Consider the following 19262-nt stretch of genomic DNA (forward strand, 5'->3'; position numbering starts at 1 on the left):
GATGGGGTTACAATAGCGGCCTGTCTTGTCCGAGGTTCAACGATGTCTACTTTGCAGTTAGTGCTGGCACAAATCAATTCCCTGGTGGGAGATATTCCAGGGAATACCAAGCAGGTGATAGAAATTGCGCGCCGAGCGTACCAGGAACTGGGTGCTGACTTGGTACTTTTCCCGGAGCTGACCCTGTGCGGCTACTCTCCTGAAGACTTGTTGTTGCGCCCCAGTATGCAGATTCGTATTGATGCGGCATTGGATCAGCTCAAAGCTGCAGAACTGCCCTGCGCCATTGTTGTGGGTTACCCCAAGTTGCTCGATGGCGTTATGTTCAATATGGCGGGGGTAATAGTTGAGGGAGAGTTAATCGCAGAATATTCCAAACAGAAGCTGCCTAACTATCAGGTCTTTGATGAAAAGCGTTACTTCAAACCGGGTAAATCTCCCTGTGTAGTGCATATCAAGGGAGTTCCTGTTGGACTGAGTGTTTGTGAGGATATTTGGTTTCCAGAGCCTATCAAGCAGTCAGTCGATGCTGGAGCCAAGTTGATTCTCAACATCAATGCATCACCTTTCCATCGGGGCAAGGCTCAACAGAGGTTGGAATTGGTTTCCAGGCAGGCAAAGAATGCCGGGGTCCCCATTGCCTATGTAAACTGGTGCGGTGGTCAGGACGAGCTGGTTTTTGACGGTGGCTCAATCGTTGTTGACGCCGAGGGAGAGGTATGTGCCAGGGCTGAGGAGTTTACAGAGCAGTTGTTGCCAGCTTCCATATCTTTGCAGGGACAGGATTTGACGGTACTCCCTGGGAAAATTGCTCCTCCTCGCAGCGATTTGGCTTCCGTGTACCAAGCCTTGGTACTCGGGGTGCGCGACTACGTTAATAAAAATGGTTTTAATGGTGTTGTACTGGGGTTGTCGGGTGGAATCGACTCAGCTCTGACATTGGCAGTTGCGGTCGATGCGTTGGGCAAAGAGCGTGTTGAGGCGGTAATGATGCCGTTTCGCTATACCTCGGATCTGAGTAAAGGCGATGCGGCCGATCAAGCGGAAAGAATGGGGGTTCACTATCGGGAAATTAGTATCGAGCCCATCTTTGATTCGTTTATGGGCGCTCTCGCTGAAGAATTTGTTGGCAGTGAGAGGGATACCACTGAGGAGAACCTGCAGGCCCGCTCTCGTGGTGTCCTTTTGATGGCTATCTCCAATAAGAAGGGCGCGATGGTCCTGACCACCGGTAACAAGAGTGAGATGGCCGTTGGTTACGCAACCTTATACGGGGATATGGTAGGCGGATTTAATGCCCTGAAGGATGTTCCCAAAGTATTGGTATTCGAGCTGGCCCGTTACCGCAACACAATTTCTGAAGTGATTCCTGAAACGGTCATTACTCGCCCCCCCAGTGCTGAGCTGGCCCCGGACCAGGTGGATTCTGACAGCCTTCCGCCTTACGAGATCCTGGATCAAATTCTCAATCTCTATGTTGATCAAGACCACAGCGCTGAGGAAATCATTCAGCGTGGCTTCCAGAGAGAGGATGTAGAGCGTGTGGTCAGGTTAGTGGGACGCAATGAGTACAAGAGGCGCCAAGCAGCCATCGGGGTGCGTATTTCTGAACGCGGATTTGGAAGGGATCGTCGTTATCCCATCACCAATGGCTGGAAGCTGGGAGACTAGCTATCCTGAAAATAGAAACGGCGCCGAATGGCGCCGTTTCTATTTTCAAGTGATAAGTTACAGAAGCTCTGGAGGCAGGGGAGTCTCGTCCCGGTTGTATTCGGGATTATAGAGTTCCCGGCTGTCAAAGCCCCGCGGGTCAGATTTTTCAAACAGGCCCAGGGTAACCCTGTGCACCAGACTGCGGCCGCTCGGACCTTTGTAAAAGTCGTAGTTGAAAGTGCCATCTTCGTTAAAAGCGGGGTGCTTTGGATAGTTATTGCGTAGTACATCCAGGGCATTAGCCTCGAGATCTTGCATTTCCATCAAATGGTAACCTTGAACCATAACTGCCAGGGCATCGGGGATTGCGGGTGTCTGCTGGAAGTTTTCTACAATGTAGCGACCGCGATTGGCTGCTGCGAGGTAGGCACCGCGCTTAAAGTAGTAGTTAGCCACATGAACTTCATAGCGGGCCAGCAGGTTACGCAAGTGGATCATGCGCTTTTGCGCGTCTGGAGCGTAGCGGCTTTCAGGGTAGCGGGCCATTAACTGGGAGAAATAAGCGAATGACTCTCGAGCCGATCCTGGATCGCGACTGGTCAAGTCGGTAGGCATAAAGCGCTCGAACAGGCCTGTGCCCTCAGTAAAGGAGGACAGGCCCTTCATGTAGTAGGCGTAGTCGACATTGCGGTGCTGGGGGTGTAGGCGGATAAAGCGGTCTGCAGCGGCGATAGCAGCATCGTTTTCATAGTTGCGGTAGTAGGCATAGATCAGCTCAAGCTGAGCCTGTTCCGCGTAGTTGCCAAATGGGAAGTTGTCTTCCAGGGCTCGCAGGTTTCTGATGGCAAGATCCCACTGGCTGGTTCGCAGCTGTCGCTGGGCCATCTCGTAGTATGCCTGCTCTGTACGTGAACCTGTGGGTAGGCCCACTTCCGAATCATCTGTGTTGGCGCAGGCAACCAATATTGCGGACACCAAGGCCAGCCACAGCATTTTCCAGGTCTGCATAGCCCCTCGCTCTATCATTCTTACACTCTACCTTATTAAACTACCCACCAGTATTAACCTGGCGCGTCGGACATTTAACCACAGTCGCGGAGCTGCCCAAAGTATTTGCAATTGATTGATGATTGAACACCTAAAACTAGATATCCAAGTTCCAGCCAATATGGCTGGTCGACGCTTAGACCAGGCCGCAGCCGAATTAATTCCCGATTTTTCGCGCGCGCGCCTCCAATCGTGGATCAAAGGCGGCCAGCTCACCTTAAACGGAGCCCCAGCTAAGGCCAAGGAAAAGCTCTTTGGCGGCGAGCTTATCCAGCTTCGCGCAGAGCTGGAACCCCAAGGTAGCTGGGCTGCCCAGGACCTCGACCTCAATATTATGTACGAAGATGACTGCCTGATGGTGGTCAATAAGCCCGCGGGCCTCGTAGTCCACCCCGCTGCCGGTAACCCCGACGGCACTCTGCTCAATGGCCTGCTTCATCACAATCCAGCCCAGGAGCTGATACCCCGAGCCGGTATTGTTCACCGGCTGGATAAGGACACCAGTGGCCTGATGGTTGTGGCTAAGACTTTGGCCGCTCAGACCCATCTCGTGGATCAATTAAAGCAGAGAACGGTGAGTCGACAGTATGATGCCTTGGTCCAAGGATATATCACCACTGCGGGTCGTGTTGATGCGCCCATCGGTCGGCATCGTCAAAATCGTCTCAAGATGGCTGTTTTGGACTTTGGCGGCAAAGAGGCGATCACTCATTATCGTGTACAGGAGCGTTACAGCGCTTACACGCTCTTACGCTGCAAGCTGGAAACCGGTCGTACTCATCAGATTCGGGTACACATGGCCCATATCAGGCACCCGCTCGTGGGAGATCCACTCTACGGAGGCCGCCCAAAGTTGCCTCCAGAGGCCTCGGCAGACCTTGTTGAAGCTCTCCAGAGCTTCCCTCGGCAGGCTCTGCATGCGGCTGAACTAGCTCTAGTACATCCCACTAGTGGACAGGACATGCATTGGTGTGCGCCAATGCCTGCTGACATGCAAGCACTGCTCGATCAGTTGCGCGCTGATGAGCCCTGAAGTACCGGTTATAAATTCGCCTGGGCACCTATCGCCGGTTCTCGAAAGGACAATTTCGCAAAGCAAGATATCTCAATGCCAAGTAACCACTACCTGATACCCGATTGGCCCGCACCCGCAGGGGTGAGGGCGGCGGCGACGCTACGCACTGGGGGCCAAAGTTGTGGCCATTTCTCCTCCTTTAATCTGGCTGCTCACGTGGGGGACAAGGAGTCAGCTGTTACTGCCAATCGCCAACAGTTGAGGGAGGAGCTTGAGTTGCCCTCAGAACCGCAGTGGCTGGAGCAGATCCATAGCGACAAAGTAGTCGAGGCAAGTGATGACGCCTTAGTTCGAACCGCAGATGCCTGCTTTAGTATGAAAAGAGGTGTTGTCTGTGCCGTGCTAACCGCAGACTGTTTGCCTGTTTTGCTATGCGATAAGAGTGGTGCCCGTGTAGCAGCAGCCCATGCCGGGTGGCGCGGATTGGCCGGTGGTATATTGCGCAATACCGTACGGGCGATGAAGTGTGATCCTGAGGAGTTGATGGTTTGGTTGGGTCCAGCGATTGGCCCGGAGGCCTTTGAAACTGGAATCGATGTCCTCGAGGCATTCTTTGAAAATGCAATTAGCAGTCGACACACAGAAAAAATCGCTAGCTGTTTCCGCCCACACACTAAGAAACCACTGCACTTTTTAACAGATATCTACGCCCTGGCTCGCGCGGAGTTGGCAGAGCTGGGGATTGGCGGGGTATACGGTGGGGGACTCTGCACAATGTCAGAACCTGAGAAGTTTTTTTCCTACCGCAGGGAGTCTGAAACCGGTCGTATGGCAACTTTGATATGGCGGGATAAAGACTGAACTGAATTTCTAGATGGCTTATTTTTTCTATGTAAGCCATTCGATAATATTGGGGCAGCTTGGGCAATTACAAGGCTGGGCGTTGACTGGGCTGTAAAAAATTATAAGAGATAGATTTGCCGCAAAACCACTTTGCATAGAATAAATGCCGCTATTGATTTAAATCATTGAAAACCCTTCCTGCGCCCCTATTTTACTTGTCAGTACCATAGCGAATGTAAAAGGCAAATTAGTGCCACTATTGCAGCGCTTCTGAAAAAATCGAGTAAAAGAGGTTTCGTTCATGCGAATTGACCGAATGACAAACCCGCTACAGGCGGCATTTGCTGATGCGCAATCCCTGGCGGTAGGGCGCGACCACAACCAGATTTATCCCGAGCACTTGATTCTGGCACTGCTTAACCAGAACAACGGAAGCGTACCCGCATTCCTGTCACAGGCGGGATTTAACCTAAACGGGTTGCGCAATGACCTTGCCAAGCGGTTGGATAGCCTGCCGCGGGTGACTTCCCCCACGGGTGATGTGGGGATGTCCCAGGAATTAATGCGCTTAATGAATCTCACGGACAAGCGAGCCCAACAAAATGGTGACAGTTTTATTTCCAGTGAAACTGTATTACTGGCGGCTTTCGACTCTGCGGCGGGAGAGATTTCCAAAATCCTAAATGCCAACGGCGACATTAAACAATTAGAGGCGGCAATTCAAAAAGTGCGTGGCGACGAAAAAGTGGATGACCCCAATGCGGAAGAAGCGCGCCAGGCGCTGGATAAATATACTCTCGACCTGACCGAGAGGGCTCTGGCCGGCAAGCTTGACCCGGTGATCGGCCGCGATGATGAAATACGGCGGACGATTCAAGTCTTACAGCGGCGTACCAAGAATAACCCTGTACTAATTGGTGAGCCGGGTGTTGGTAAAACTGCCATTGTTGAAGGGCTCGCTCAACGTATCGTCAATGGTGAAGTGCCGGAAGGGTTAAAGGACAAACGACTTCTTTCCCTGGATTTGGGGGCATTGTTGGCGGGCGCAAAATTTCGTGGAGAATTTGAAGAGCGATTAAAAGCGGTACTCAACGAATTATCCAAACAGGAAGGTCGCATTATTCTCTTTATCGATGAGATCCACACGATGGTGGGTGCCGGTAAAGCTGAGGGGGCCATGGATGCGGGAAATATGCTGAAGCCCGCTTTGGCCCGCGGGGAATTACATTGTGTCGGTGCAACCACTCTGGATGAGTATCGGCAATATATTGAAAAAGATGCAGCGCTTGAGCGGCGTTTCCAAAAAGTGCTGGTTGATGAACCAACGGAAGAGGATACGGTTGCGATTCTGCGCGGATTAAAAGAACGCTACGAAGTACACCACGGTGTTGATATTACCGACTCTGCAATTATTGCGGCGACAAAATTATCGCAGCGTTACATCACTGATCGTCAATTACCAGATAAAGCGATTGATCTTATTGATGAGGCCGCCAGCCGGATACGCATGGAGATCGACTCCAAACCGGAATCCATGGATAAATTGGAGCGCCGTTTAATTCAATTAAAGATTGAACGTGAGGCGGTTAAAAAGGATACGGATGACGAGGCGACTAAAAAACGCCTGTCGAAACTGGAAGAAGAGATTCTACAACTGGAGCGGGAATACTCCGACCTTGAAGAGGTTTGGAAGGCGGAGAAGGCACAGCTTGCCGGCAGCCACGACCTCAAGGAAAAGCTCGAGCAGGCCAAGCTCGATATGGAGTCTGCACGGCGTGCAGGTGATCTCAATAGAATGTCTGAATTACAGTACGGTGTAATTCCACAACTTGAACAACAGCTTAAAAGTGCCGCTACCGCTGAAGCTTCTGAAGAACCCCGCCTGCTGCGCAATCGGGTTACCGATGAAGAGGTGGCTGAAGTGGTATCCCGCTGGACGGGTATTCCTGTATCTAAGATGCTCGAAGGTGAGCGTGAAAAGCTACTGCGAATGGAAGATGAGTTGCACAAGCGGGTCATCGGACAGGGGGAAGCGGTGGAAGCGGTTGCTAATGCCGTACGCCGCTCGAGGGCGGGGCTAGCTGATCCCAACCGACCCAATGGCTCATTCTTGTTCCTCGGCCCAACCGGTGTGGGTAAGACGGAATTATGCAAGGCATTGGCTCAGTTCTTGTTTGACACAGAAGACGCCATGGTGCGTATCGATATGTCGGAATTTATGGAGAAGCACTCTGTGGCCCGACTGATTGGCGCACCTCCCGGATATGTAGGTTATGAAGAAGGGGGATACCTGACTGAAGCGGTGCGGAGAAAACCCTATTCTGTTGTGCTATTAGACGAAGTGGAGAAAGCGCATCCCGATGTATTCAATATTCTTTTACAGGTTCTTGATGATGGCCGCCTGACCGACGGCCAGGGGCGCACGGTAGACTTTCGTAATACCGTTGTCGTAATGACTTCAAACCTTGGCTCAGATTTAATTCAAAAATACGCCACAGCTGAAAATGGTGATGACCTGGACGCTGAAATTCGTTATCGACAGATGAAAAGTGCGGTGATGGAAGTGGTGGGGAACCATTTCAGGCCAGAGTTCATAAATCGTATTGACGAAGTGGTTGTTTTCCATCCACTGGATAAGGCAGAAGTACGCTCTATTGCCGAAATTCAGTTGCAACAACTTTGCCGTCGACTGACAGAGAGGGACCTGAAATTAGAGGTATCTGAAAGTCTGCTGGATAAATTAGCAGAAGTTGGGTTCGATCCCGTTTATGGTGCACGGCCATTAAAGCGTGCTATTCAGGTATGGCTGGAAAACCCGCTGGCGCAAGATGTTCTCGCCGGTAAGTTTTCCCCTGGAGCAACGATCCACGCGGATGTTGAAGGCGATAAAGCCGTATTCCGATAAAAAAGCACTTGGGGGTGCCATATAGTGCACCCCTAAACTCCCACCGATTCCTCACTCTCTCCATATCTATACTCACAGGTGCGCTAATCCGTTTGTTCGGATATTTACGTAGAGGGGCACCCCTCCGTAGCGCATAGTTTCCCTTGCAAGTATCAGTTTATAGTTTTTATTGACGACACCTTACGGGGGCCTGATATCAGTAAGCGTATGTTGCTAATGCTGCTGGGATGCCTTTTGCTCTTCGGCGGAATTTTTGCTTATAAATTAATTGGCAGGCATATGGTGAATCAGTTCATAGACAACTTAGCCCTGCCTGCGGCCACAGTGACTTCAGCAACCGCCCAGTTTCAATATTGGAAGGAAGACCTGAGAGGAATAGGCACCATTCGAGCTGTTAATGGTGTAGAGGTTACTACCGAAGCTCAGGGGGTTATCAGCGCTATTCACTTCAAGTCGGGCCAGCATGTTAGGAAGGGCGATTTATTGGCGGAAATTTTTGCTGAACCGGAAAAGGCGCAGTTGCAGGTGTTGGATGCAGAGCTTCGCTTGGCCCGTCGTAATTACGTGCGGATCAAGACTCTGCTGGGGCGAGGTGTAACAACCGAAGCAGATTTGGATAGCGCTCGCAGTACTTTGGACCAGGTGGTTGCCAATATAGAAGTGCAGCGGGCCAGGGTGGATCAGCGAGTTATCGTGGCGCCTTTTAGTGGAGTACTGGGAATTCGACAAATCGATCTTGGGCAGAATGTAAGCCCGGGGGAGTCTGTTGTTTCTCTACAGCAACTTGATCCTATTTTTGTTGATTTTTCCCTCCCTGAACAAAAATATGCCTTGGTTAAGGCTGGGCTTGCTATTCAGTTGACAACAGATGCCTTCCCTAAAAATACCTACGAAGGAAGAATTACTGCTGTTGACCCTCAGGTGGATAGTGCAAGTAGGAACTTTCTGATTCAAGCTACTCTGAAAAACCCCCAACACGATTTACGTCCTGGGATGTTTGCCCAGGTATCCGTAAAGATAAGTGCACAGCGAAAAGTGCTCGTTATTCCCAGAACCGCATTGGCTTTTGCTCCCTATGGGGTGGCGGTTTTTGTGTTGGAGCCCGATAAAGATGGCGAGCATATGATCGCAGTTAAACGGTTTGTGAAAACTGGTGAGGAGCGTGGGGATCTAGTTGAAATTACACAAGGACTTTTGGTGGGGGACATAGTGGCTAGCAGCGGACTACTCAAACTTCGCAATGGAGAGAAAGCGGTTATCAATAATCAGAATCAACCCCCAGAAAGCGCAGACCCCACACCGGAAAATAGTTAAACCTGGAATTTATAGGTTGTGAATTTCACAGAGATTTTCATTCGAAAGCCAGTGTTGGCCTGCGTAGTCAGCCTATTTATTTTTCTATTGGGTTTAAGGTCGCTAACGGAATTAAATGTCAGGCAGTACCCGGAACTTGAAAATGCAGTTATTACAGTAACCACCGTTTATGTTGGTGCCGACTCAGATCTAGTACAGGGGTTTATTACTACGCCGCTTGAGCAAGAGATTGCTACTGCAGATGGTATCGATTACATGGTCTCCACCAGCGTGCAAGGTCTCTCGACGATAAACGTTTATGTACGTTTTGATTACGATCCAAATGAAGTGTTAACTCAGGTCGTTGCCAAGGTAAATAAGCTGCGCAGTGAATTGCCTGATGAATCAGAGAATTCCAGCGTGGAAATGCAGCAGGGAGAAACCACTGCTGCAATGTACCTTTCTTTTTCCTCAAATATTCTCGCTAATAATCAAATTACGGATTATCTGACACGCGTTGTTCAACCTAAATTGGCGACTATAGCTGGTGTGCAGCGAGCTCGCCTTTTGGGTGACAGTACTTTTGCAATGAGAGTCTGGTTAAAGCCGACAGAGATGGCGGCATTGGAAGTCACACCTGCAGATATTTCTGATGCGCTTAGGGATAATAATATTCTGTCGGCAGTTGGTTCGACAAAGGGAACCCGTGTGGCACTGGAAATACGTGCGGATACAGATATTGCACGTCAATTGGATTTCCGCAAGCTAGTGGTTAGAGCCGATGGGGATAAGTTGGTTCGTCTAGGTGAAGTGGCGGAGATAGAGTTAGGAGCTGAATCCTATGACAGCTCTGTGACTTTTAACGGACAATCGGCCACTTTTATTGCTATTGAGGTGGCACCCGATGCGAACTCCCTTGATGTTATTAAAAAAGTACGCGAGGAGTTGGAGCAGAAAATTTTTCCACAGTTGCCAGAGGGTATGCTAGGCGAGATTCCTTACGACAGTACTGAATATATTCAGGACTCCATTGAAGAAGTCGTCAAAACAATTGTTGAAGCAGTATTTATAGTAATTTTGGTGATTTATTTGTTTCTGGGGTCAGTTCGCAGCGTATTGATTCCAGCAATTGCACTGCCTCTTTCTCTCGTCGGTGCATTCTTTTTAATGTTTTTAATGGGATTTTCCATCAATTTACTCACATTGCTAAGCATGGTTCTGGCTATCGGAATTGTTGTTGATGATGCCATCATTGTTTTGGAAAATGTCCATCGACATATAGAAGAGGGCTTGCCTCCAAAAGAGGCTGCGATCGTAGGGGCTCGAGAGTTGGCATGGCCTGTAGTGGCTATGACTACGACGCTAATTGCAGTGTATATTCCTATTGGTTTTCTCGGTGGTTTAACCGGGACCCTATTCATAGAGTTTGCATTCTCCCTAGCTGGCGCCGTATTACTGTCTGGAGTGGTCGCTCTTACTTTATCCCCCATGATGGCCTCGAAAATATTAAAGCCTCGCGATAGTGGAGGTACCCGGTTTGAAATTTGGCTGGAACGCCAATTTAATCGACTTCAGACGAGATTTGAAAAATCGCTCCATTCTTCTCTTGATGAGCGCCGAGTTATTTTGGTTTTCGGCTTAATTGTATTGATAAGTTGTTACTTCTTATTTGTGACGTCCCCTCAAGAGCTTGAACCTACAGAGGATAGGGGGCTTGTTCTTACAATTTCTACTGCCGATGCTTACGCAACTTTAGATTATGTTGAACAGTACAGTGGTGAACTTAATGTCATTGCTGAGAGATTTACTGAGGTAGAAAATCTTTTTCTGCTTAATGGGGCGGGCACCTTCAGTAGTGGTGTTAATAATGCGGTGGCCGGGTTTGTTTTGGCTCCCTGGGAAGGGAGAGACCGTGATACGGAAAAGATGCAGGAGTTGATCAGCAGTGATGTTCAGCAAATAGCCGGGCTAAAAATAGCTGTAGTGGTGCCACCAAGTCTGCCAACTGCGGGAGGGCAGCTTCCGGTTGAATTTGTTATCGGTTCTACAGAGCCCATGGAGAATCTGGCATCGGTGGCAAGCGATATTATGACCCGAGCTCTTGAGAGTCGAAAATTTATTTTTCTCGATTCTGATCTGAAAATTGATAAACCAAAAATTGTAATAGAAATTGATCGTGATAAAGCGGCCAGTATGGGTGTGGAAATGGTGGACTTGAGTCGTGACTTAGGTACGATGTTATCCGGAGCTTATGTTAACCGTTTTTCCCTGGATAATCGCAGTTATAAAGTTATCCCTCAAGTCGAGAGAGTTGACCGCCTAACCCCTGATCAGTTGGAGCAATATTATATTCGGGCGGTAAACGACAAGTTGGTTCCTGTGAGTACTTTGATAAGGCTCACGGAAACCGTTGAACCACAGCAACTAAAGCGATTTCAACAGTTAAATGCCGTCACTATTTCGGGTGTGCCACGCCCTGGAATTACGTTGGGTGAAGCACTGATGGTGTTGGATAATGCGGCAAAAGAAATCTTACCGGTCGAGTATTCTGTGGACTACTCGGGGCAGTCCAGACAGTTCAAAACTGAAGGATCAGATTTGGTGGTTACCTTTTTCTTTGCCTTGATAGTAATTTATTTGGTGCTGGCTGCTCAATTTGAATCATGGCGTGATCCCTTGATTATGTTGGTCACCGTACCGATGAGTGTTTGCGGAGCGATGATTTTTGTCAGTCTAGGATTGACGACTCTCAATATTTACACACAAGTGGGCCTGGTTACCCTGATTGGGGTTATTTCCAAACACGGCATTCTGATAGTGGAGTTTGCCAATAAGTTACAGCTCTCAGGGCTTGATAAGCGATCAGCGATTGAGCAGGCCACTTCAATCCGTTTGCGACCGATTTTAATGACTACCGCATCTCTGGTTTTGGCGATGGTTCCATTGTTAATAGCGTCGGGGCCAGGAGGAGGAGCAAGGTTTGCAATGGGCTTGGTAGTGGCGACCGGTATGACAATTGGAACGTTATTTACTTTATTTGTCGTGCCGGCGATGTATATGTATCTTGGGCGGAATTTTGAGGCGGAGGCTGTAGCGGCCTCCTGAGTTTCTTTACACTTATTTACGCTTCGAAAATATCTCTGTCGACATTGCTGCGACGGAACTCAGAAGGGGTGACTCCCTCATGTTTTTTAAAGAAGCGAGTAAATACTGCTCGTTCGGCAAAATGAAGTTGTACCGCAATACTTTCTACGGAATCATTGGTTGAGAGAAGGAGTTTCTTGGTCAGAGATAGCGTAACACTGTCTTTAAGCTGCTGGAATGTTACTCCCTGTTCTCTCAGTCTGCGCTGTAAAGTACGGCCGCTGGTGCGGAAGTGGGCTGCGGCTTGTTTGATAGTAATTTCTTCACTGAGCAAGTGCTTTTCGAGCCAAGCTCGCAAACTGGCTGCCAGGTTATAGCTGGTCAAAGTATTGTGCAAAACTGCCTTTAAAATATTTCTGCTCTGGCTGCGAATGATTTTATGGTAACTGGGTATAGGGAAGTCCAGTATCTGGGATCCCAGGATAATCGCATTTTCATCAGCGGAAAATTCAATCGGGCACTGGAAAATCCTCTTGTGGATAGAGTCATCTTCTGGCTTTTCACTGCGTAACTTTAATCCCCGGACCTCGGGAAACCTGGGGTTAAGAGTGCGCAATAGGTCTACTCCACGACTCATCAGCATTTCAGCAATAAAATGATTGACCGGAGCGCTAAAGAGTTCCTGCTGCCAGTTGAGTGTGAGTACTTCCGCATCGGCTTCCTGGTAAGTCTGGAACCGCAGGAGGGGGGCCAGAGTTTGTGAGAGTACAATTTCTGCAGGGCGAAAGATCTCCCTCGGCCGTCTCAAGGAGGGCTGAGCTTCGATAATAGTTTCTTCAAGCCAAAGCATAATTGGGAAGCGACTAAAGCTGAGACCTGGTGAGGTAACAGGGGATAGCGCAAGTATGCTTTCAATTAGAGCATTGAATTCACTGTAATTGAGCCATTCACTCTCTCCTGGATTCCAGCTAAATGAGAATGGCAATCGTTCAATTAGCGTCTCGGTGGGGATGCCGAGCCTGGCGGCTGCAACCACAAAGTAAGGCGCAAATATCTTGGGCACGCCGGCATGGCCGGACATATTTTTATTTTGGTCTCTCATGACTTACTGCCGTCCGGGTGGCGTTGCCGGCATCATAGCAAAGGCGCCTCAAAGCACGAGTATAAATTGAGGAATATGACGAATTGGTCGCTTCGCGTGGCGGATTCGACCCCCCTCTGGCGCCTTTAATCCTATTCCGAAATAGAGCGTTAAGGATAAGTTTTAGTCGTCTGCTGTACATTGCGTTATTCAGATTTTTTAAAACTCTTCAGTCACGAGAGTTACCACTTACTAAAACAATAAAGGAAAATAACAATGGCACTGTCTAAAAGGCTGGGTACAAGCCTGTCTATTTTTTTCTCGGCGATAATTGGAGCTTCATCAGCGGTAGCGGAAAACTGCTATATCCTGGTTCATGGACACGGAGTCGAAGGACACACTACAAGTGAAAGTAATGATGGGAGTTTAGTGCAGCCAGCACTGGACTATTGGAGTGAGGCGGTTTTCGACGAATATTCTAGCAGTGATTTTATTGAGCAATTGTTAGTTGATGGCGGCAATTACGGCGTTGTCGGTTATAACTCAACTGATGAAGGTGAATTTCCCTACTGGCATGATGAGACTGCGGGTGAAATTGCTCGTCAAATTATAGAGATCCGCTCTGGCCAGGGAGATCGGTTTGAACACGAAAACCAGTGCTCAGCAGAGGACACTTTCTGGATTATTTCCCACAGCCAGGGTGCCGCTCAAATGGTGTATATCGCGGGTAACGCTGTTGAAGGATCTCCATACTACAATCGCGCCTACAACCAGTTCGATAGCAATACAGAAATTCAAGAAGTAAAAAAATGTTCCACGACTTGGTATGGCAGTAAATCCTGTAAAACGGTTGAAGAAGAAGTTCGAGTTGCCGGGCTTAACGAGAGCTACGCAGTGAGCGTTGATTTTGATGCGGCTATCAGCGGTGTTGCTGCAATATTCACCACAGGAGGTGCAATTACCGGTACTGAAGGCGTTGATCGGATATGTAATGGAAGCTGGTATGACGATTTGGTCAATGCACTATTTCTTGGGCGTGAGTGTTCGGCGGTTCGCTATATGCAGACTAATGATGTTTACACTGTGAGAAATTATGTAGGGACTAATCTCGGTGCGCCGGTGTACACCATTGGGGGTTATGCGGGCTTCCCAGGTGTGGAAAGTGCTACCTCCATGCTGCTGAATGGTGAGGATGACGGTTACATTAATTTGGCTTCGCAAATGAACTGTTCCGGATCTGCCAAGCGCAACCTGTGGTCGAATCTCAAAGAATATGAAACCCTGTTTGGCGTAGCTTACGGCAGCGCGATTTTCTCTTGTGATAACGACAGTAAAGGCACTGCTCGATCTTACAATTTGGCCAGTATCTATACAGATCATGATGCGCAGCGTAACGGTGGTATTCTATCCCCCGATTATGATTCTATTCCCGATGGACTGGACTGTGGCTCAGGAAAGAACAGCGCGGGTAGAATCTCAGCCTGCACAAATTAACTAAAAAAATAAAAGGCTTCGGAGGTATTGATGTCCACATCAAGCAAAGATCGCTCAAAGGCCCGGCTGGCAGGCTGGGGTGTACTGGCCGTAGTTGCTGGATTGGTGGGTTACTGGGCCCTGGTTGGTGGTGAAGAGGCGACGCCCGTTGTTGTAGCCAAAGCAAAAGCTGAAGAGCAATCTATCCGAAGCCGCAAGCCTGATAACGTTAAGCCGGCGGAACTGGAGCAAGAGGAAGGGGGTCAGTCTGTAAAACTATGGAAGGGAATTCAGTCCCTGCCCAACAAGACTGAGTTACACGAATCCCTTCTCTCGGATCTGGCCCGCTTTCATCGCTATCCGCCAGAAAACCGAGCAATTAAAACTCCTGAACAGGACCCGATTACTCAGACATTTGCGGTGGATGAAAGAACCACTCACAGTGAGGAAGGGGATTCTCTGACTATATGGACAGATGAAAAGTTTTATTTGCGTGGGGATACTATTCGGGTTTTTGCCTATCAGGCCGATAGTGATGGAGATCGGGTCAGTGCTGACCTGACTGCGCTGTTGGTTTACGAAGACCAACAAGTCGTGGGTACCTTGGCTTTTAGTGATTCGGATGGAGACTTAGTCTACGAAGTATTGATGGAGGCGGGCTCCTTTAATAGCCAGGTGCTGGAAGCGGGCATTTTTAAGGTCATTGTGGATACGGATATTGATGGTCTCCGAGATGCGGCAGCATTCACCCTATCTGAGGATACGGGAAGCTATACGGGCTCGTTGCGGGATTCCGTTACCGCCGATGGCAATTTATTAATTGAGGCGGAAGTCGATATCAGCAGAGAGGGGCGCTACTATTTTCAGGGCTCCCTGTATAACGATGAGCAATCCCCGATAGGCACAACGCAAAATGCTCTTGAGTTAACGGCGGGGCGGCACTGGATTCCCCTAGAGTTTTATGGGCTCTTAATTCGCGATGCCGGGCAGGACGGCCCCTACTTGGTGAAACAATTGAGTATTGCCAGGGTGACGGTACCTATGGCCAGGGATAGTGCTTTTGAACCAGGCTATTACACTGAACGCTATAGCCTGGATCAATTTACTGATAGCCCCTACCGTGAGCCTTAGGAATCGGCATCGTTAGAAGGGCGACTAGCAGTTTTTCTTGATTTGCTCTCGGGCTTTGGTAATGCGTTCTTGCCGCTCATCTTCTCCGAGCCTGCGATAGTTTCCATCTTTATCTTTTTCGCGCACTCTCGCGTGTGTGGTCAGGCTCTTAAGGTTCTTTTGGTACGCGACACAGAGCTCTGCTCGTTTTGCTGCCTCTTCTTTAGCTCTGGCCTCTTGTTGTCTCTGGTGCTCAGCGTCGGGCAGCTGTTCTTCCTTTGACTGTTGAGGCACCTGAGGTGCATTTTTCTGTGCTTCACGTGCGGCTATCGCATGTTGTTCAGCTTCCCATTTCTTATAGCGCTCTGACTTGGGCTTTTTGATCACGTCCACTTGAGCGTCCCCTGGAGGTTGCTCACCGAAGTGGACAACACCATTCTCATCTACCCATTTATAGATGCCGTCGGCTTGAGTGGTCGTAGCTGTTACTGCAATCAATAGCGCCAGTAAGATGCGCATGGTGCTTACCCCTTGTGTTGATGTTCCTTCCGTCCCCTTATTGTACCGGTACTGGCGGGTTTTCCTGTAACTGTCTTAACACTTTCGCATACACCTATTGACAGCTAGGACTCAATTGGCAAAATCGGGGGTTTACTCAGTGACTAGATTTCACCGCAAACCCGTGGTTTTGAGTCTAACCCTGGTGGAACATCCTCCATCGAAATTCTACTGAGTGGCCCTCCCCACCCCTGGAGGCCTGCTAACCCCGTAGTGAACCTTTGTAGATTTACTTGGGGTTGGGTGTTTATGCGCGATCAGTTCATCCTAAAAATCGGCAGCTAAACACGCAACAGGCTGATATTTGTCACCATTTTCCCCTATAATTGCTGCCTGGCATTCTTGCTAGTAGGCGTTTTATACGTTTTCGGTGATGGCTATCCTATAAAACAGGAAAATTGAGGAGACTCAAGTGGAATTACTTTCCGGCGGCGATATGTTGGTTCGCGCGCTGCAGGATGAAGGGGTGGATCTGATTTTTGGATACCCGGGCGGCTCAGCGTTACATATCTATGATGCTATTTTTCGGCAGAAGTCGATAAAGCATATTCTCGTGCGTCACGAGCAGGGTGCAACCCATGCTGCCGATGGCTATGCACGGTCTACTGGTAAGGCGGGTGTGGTACTGGTGACGTCTGGTCCCGGTGCTACGAACGCGATTACCGGCATCGCAACGGCCTATATGGATTCTATCCCTATGGTGGTGATATCCGGCCAGGTACCCAGGGATAAGATCGGTGAGGATGCGTTTCAGGAAACAGATATGGTCGGTTGCTCGCGACCGATCGTGAAGCACAGCTTTTTGGTAAAAAATGCTGAAGATATTCCTACGATCGTCAAAAAGGCATTTTTTATCGCCAATACTGGCCGTCCCGGTCCCGTAGTGATCGATGTTCCAAAAGATGTAACCAACCCGGCGGAGAGATTCCCCTACCACTACCCTGAAAAATTGCGGATGCGCTCCTATACCCCAGCAGGTAAGGGGCATAGCGGCCAGATTCGCAAAGCGATTGCTATGTTGCTATCAGCTCGCCGCCCGGTGATTTATGCCGGCGGGGGAGTGGTGCAAGGTGGCGGCGCCGAGCTTCTCACCGAGCTGGCTAGAAAGTTGAACTACCCGGTGACTAATACCTTGATGGGGCTCGGAGCATTTCCCGGAAGTGACAGGCGTTTCTTGGGAATGCTCGGTATGCACGGCACTTTCGAGGCAAATACAGCCATGCATCACGCCGACGTTATTCTGGCTGTAGGTGCACGCTTTGATGACCGGGTGACTAATACTCCAGGCAAATTCTGTCCGGGTGCCAAAATTATTCATATCGACGTCGATCCGGCTTCGATCTCTAAAACGATTGTTGCCGATATCCCGATTGTCGGCACGGTCCAGGCTGTCCTTCGGGAGATGCTCGAAGCGTTGAAAGCCAACGATGAGCAGCCGGATCACTCCGCGATAGTTGACTGGTGGCGCCAAATAGATGATTGGCGTGAGCGTCACGGGCTCTACACGGCTCCTCGTTATCAGACTAATGGTGCTCTGATAATGCCGCAGGATGTGATCAAGGCGGTGTATGACATTACTGAGGGTGATGCTTTTGTGACATCCGATGTAGGGCAACACCAGATGTTTGCTGCGCAATATTACCTGTTTGATAAGCCGCGCCGCTGGATTAACTCCGGTGGGCTGGGGACTATGGGTTTCGGCTTACCGGCAGCCTTGGGGGTGAAAATAGCCCACCCGGATAAAGAAGTTGTGTGCGTAACTGGCGAGGGAAGTATCCAGATGTGTATTCAGGAGCTTTCTACGGCTACCCAATATCATCTGCCAGTAAAAATCCTCTGCCTTAACAACCAGGCTCTCGGGATGGTGAAGCAGTGGCAGGAGATGCAATATGAAGGAAGGCTTTCCAATAGTGTTTACGAGGAATCGCTGCCTGACTTTGTGAAACTCGCCGAGGCATACGGTCACGTCGGGGTGAAAGTGGAGCGTCGTGAAGACCTACACAACAAGTTGCAAGAAGCTTTTGCAGTTAAGGATCGCACTGTATTTATCGACGTGTACGTCGACCCATCTGAGCATGTCTATCCCATGCAAGTGCTACCAAATGGCTCCATGCGTGACATGTGGCTGAGCAAAACTGAGAGAACTTAAAGGGTAGGGCGATGCGTAGAATAATTTCGGTTCTGATGGAGAATGAACCTGGGGCATTGTCCCGTGTTGTTGGCTTGTTTTCCCAGCGTGGCTACAACATTGAAAGCCTCACCGTGGCGCCTACTGAGGATGCGACTTTATCGCGTCTCACTTTGGTGACGATTGGTGACGATCACAAGATTGAGCAAATTACCAAGAACCTAAACAAGCTTATTGACGTTGTGAAATTGGTGGACCTCACTGAAGGCTCTCATATCGAGCGGGAGTTGCTATTGGTGAAAGTGCGAGCCAATGGTGCCCAGCGCGACGAGGTGAAGCGCAGTGTCGATATTTTTCGCGGGCAGATCGTCGATGTCACCAGCAGTATGTACACGGTACAGGTGGCAGGTACTGGCGAAAAACTCGATGCGTTCCTCCAGGCGCTGGGGGAGCACACAATTATGGAAGTGGTGCGATCCGGAGTTTCTGGGATTGCCCGCGGTGAAAAAGTATTAAGTGTATAGAGCAAAAAGCAGGAATTGAGCGATGCAAGTTTATTACGACAAAGATTGTGACCTTTCTTTAATTCAGGGAAAAACAGTAGCCATTATTGGTTATGGATCTCAAGGTCATGCCCATGCCAATAACCTGAAAGACTCTGGTGTAGCGAATGTTGTTGTTGGGTTGCGCGAGGGGTCTGCTTCCTGGAAAAAGGCTGAAGGCGCGGGCTTGAAGGTAGCTGAAGTTGTCGATGCGGTGAAAGATGCCGACGTGGTTATGATTCTCGCTCCGGATGAATACCAGGCGAATATTTACAAAGAGCAAGTTGCTCCAAATTTAAAGTCTGGTGCAGCACTGGCTTTCGCGCATGGTTTTAATGTGCATTTTGAATTGATTGAGCCACCAGCGGATGTCGATGTCATTATGGTTGCTCCCAAGGGCCCCGGCCATACCGTTCGATCGACTTACCTTGAGGGAGGCGGTGTCCCTACCTTGATTGCGGTTTATCAGGATGCGACAGGTAAAGCAAAAGACTTGGCGCTGTCTTATGCCTCAGCTAATGGCGGAGGCC

General features: G+C 49.4%; 14 protein-coding genes (1 of these 14 running past the window's edge). 11 read left to right on the top strand and 3 right to left on the bottom strand.

The window, feature by feature from the left end; all coding sequences use genetic code 11:
- Positions 1-42 precede the first annotated feature (42 nt).
- On the top strand, positions 43-1671 hold the full coding sequence (locus tag ACJJIY_RS08125) for an NAD+ synthase (RefSeq protein ID WP_444895251.1): 1629 nt from the start codon (positions 43-45) through the stop codon (positions 1669-1671).
- Positions 1672-1728: 57 nt separating this feature from the next.
- Here ACJJIY_RS08125 and ACJJIY_RS08130 read toward each other — a convergent pair whose 3' ends face one another.
- Positions 1729-2679: an outer membrane protein assembly factor BamD gene (locus tag ACJJIY_RS08130; protein ID WP_444906458.1), complete on the bottom strand. Its 951-nt coding sequence runs from the start codon at positions 2677-2679 to the stop codon at positions 1729-1731.
- Positions 2680-2779: 100 nt separating this feature from the next.
- Here ACJJIY_RS08130 and rluD point away from each other — a divergent pair, with 100 nt between their 5' ends.
- From rluD to ACJJIY_RS08155, 5 genes are all read left to right on the top strand, one after another.
- Positions 2780-3733 carry a 23S rRNA pseudouridine(1911/1915/1917) synthase RluD gene (rluD, locus tag ACJJIY_RS08135; RefSeq protein WP_413664317.1) on the top strand — a complete coding sequence of 318 codons (954 nt, stop codon included), beginning with the start codon at positions 2780-2782 and terminating at the stop codon, positions 3731-3733.
- A 75-nt stretch (positions 3734-3808) separates the two neighbouring features.
- Positions 3809-4576, top strand: a complete 768-nt coding sequence (gene pgeF, locus ACJJIY_RS08140) for a peptidoglycan editing factor PgeF (protein ID WP_444895248.1) — start codon at positions 3809-3811, stop codon at positions 4574-4576.
- Between the two features lie 283 nt (positions 4577-4859).
- The gene (gene clpB, locus ACJJIY_RS08145) at positions 4860-7463 is read left to right on the top strand and encodes an ATP-dependent chaperone ClpB (RefSeq protein ID WP_413664319.1); all 2604 of its coding nucleotides are present in this window, start codon (positions 4860-4862) and stop codon (positions 7461-7463) included.
- Between the two features lie 207 nt (positions 7464-7670).
- A complete protein-coding gene (locus tag ACJJIY_RS08150) occupies positions 7671-8777 on the top strand; it encodes an efflux RND transporter periplasmic adaptor subunit (protein ID WP_444895247.1) in 1107 nt (368 codons plus the stop codon).
- Positions 8778-8795: 18 nt separating this feature from the next.
- Positions 8796-11861, top strand: coding sequence for an efflux RND transporter permease subunit (locus ACJJIY_RS08155; protein WP_444895246.1), 3066 nt, complete (start codon positions 8796-8798; stop codon positions 11859-11861).
- A 16-nt stretch (positions 11862-11877) separates the two neighbouring features.
- On the opposite strand, the gene ACJJIY_RS08160 is transcribed toward ACJJIY_RS08155, so the two are convergent.
- Positions 11878-12942 carry a helix-turn-helix domain-containing protein gene (locus ACJJIY_RS08160; protein ID WP_444895245.1) on the bottom strand — a complete coding sequence of 355 codons (1065 nt, stop codon included), beginning with the start codon at positions 12940-12942 and terminating at the stop codon, positions 11878-11880.
- 255 nt (positions 12943-13197) lie between these two features.
- On the opposite strand from ACJJIY_RS08160, the gene ACJJIY_RS08165 reads away from it, so the two are divergent.
- Together ACJJIY_RS08165 and ACJJIY_RS08170 are read left to right on the top strand one after the other, a co-directional pair.
- Positions 13198-14415 (top strand): hypothetical protein, encoded by a 1218-nt coding sequence (locus tag ACJJIY_RS08165; protein ID WP_444926624.1) that lies wholly within the window; start codon positions 13198-13200, stop codon positions 14413-14415.
- A 30-nt stretch (positions 14416-14445) separates the two neighbouring features.
- Positions 14446-15525, top strand: coding sequence for a DUF4785 family immunoglobulin-like domain-containing protein (locus ACJJIY_RS08170; protein ID WP_445359398.1), 1080 nt, complete (start codon positions 14446-14448; stop codon positions 15523-15525).
- Between the two features lie 24 nt (positions 15526-15549).
- Here ACJJIY_RS08170 and ACJJIY_RS08175 read toward each other — a convergent pair whose 3' ends face one another.
- Entirely contained in the window at positions 15550-16023 is a 474-nt protein-coding gene (locus ACJJIY_RS08175; RefSeq protein WP_445359399.1) for a DUF4124 domain-containing protein, read from the bottom strand.
- A gap of 451 nt (positions 16024-16474) precedes the next feature.
- Here ACJJIY_RS08175 and ACJJIY_RS08180 point away from each other — a divergent pair, with 451 nt between their 5' ends.
- The 3 genes in view from ACJJIY_RS08180 to ilvC are tightly spaced (at most 22 nt apart) and all read left to right on the top strand, a layout consistent with a single transcriptional unit that may run on beyond the window.
- A complete protein-coding gene (locus ACJJIY_RS08180; protein WP_444895241.1) occupies positions 16475-18211 on the top strand; it encodes an acetolactate synthase 3 large subunit in 1737 nt (578 codons plus the stop codon).
- Between the two features lie 11 nt (positions 18212-18222).
- Positions 18223-18714: an acetolactate synthase small subunit gene (gene ilvN, locus ACJJIY_RS08185; protein WP_282934340.1), complete on the top strand. Its 492-nt coding sequence runs from the start codon at positions 18223-18225 to the stop codon at positions 18712-18714.
- Positions 18715-18736: 22 nt separating this feature from the next.
- Positions 18737-19262, top strand: the 5' portion of a protein-coding gene (gene ilvC / locus ACJJIY_RS08190; protein WP_282934339.1) for a ketol-acid reductoisomerase. The gene runs 500 nt beyond the window's last position; 526 of the gene's 1026 nt are visible here — the first part of the coding sequence; its start codon is at positions 18737-18739; its stop codon lies beyond the right edge, outside the window.

The organism is Microbulbifer maximicatervae (SeqCode), assembly GCF_052468155.1.

Coding starts and splice junctions, on each gene's coding strand:
- ACJJIY_RS08125 (WP_444895251.1), top strand. CDS start 43: ATGTCTACTTTGCAGTTAGTGCTGGCACAAATCAATTCCCTGGTGGGA.
- ACJJIY_RS08130 (WP_444906458.1), bottom strand. CDS start 2,679: ATGATAGAGCGAGGGGCTATGCAGACCTGGAAAATGCTGTGGCTGGCC.
- rluD (WP_413664317.1), top strand. CDS start 2,780: ATGATTGAACACCTAAAACTAGATATCCAAGTTCCAGCCAATATGGCT.
- pgeF (WP_444895248.1), top strand. CDS start 3,809: ATGCCAAGTAACCACTACCTGATACCCGATTGGCCCGCACCCGCAGGG.
- clpB (WP_413664319.1), top strand. CDS start 4,860: ATGCGAATTGACCGAATGACAAACCCGCTACAGGCGGCATTTGCTGAT.
- ACJJIY_RS08150 (WP_444895247.1), top strand. CDS start 7,671: ATGTTGCTAATGCTGCTGGGATGCCTTTTGCTCTTCGGCGGAATTTTT.
- ACJJIY_RS08160 (WP_444895245.1), bottom strand. CDS start 12,942: ATGAGAGACCAAAATAAAAATATGTCCGGCCATGCCGGCGTGCCCAAG.
- ACJJIY_RS08165 (WP_444926624.1), top strand. CDS start 13,198: ATGGCACTGTCTAAAAGGCTGGGTACAAGCCTGTCTATTTTTTTCTCG.
- ACJJIY_RS08170 (WP_445359398.1), top strand. CDS start 14,446: ATGTCCACATCAAGCAAAGATCGCTCAAAGGCCCGGCTGGCAGGCTGG.
- ACJJIY_RS08175 (WP_445359399.1), bottom strand. CDS start 16,023: ATGCGCATCTTACTGGCGCTATTGATTGCAGTAACAGCTACGACCACT.
- ilvN (WP_282934340.1), top strand. CDS start 18,223: ATGCGTAGAATAATTTCGGTTCTGATGGAGAATGAACCTGGGGCATTG.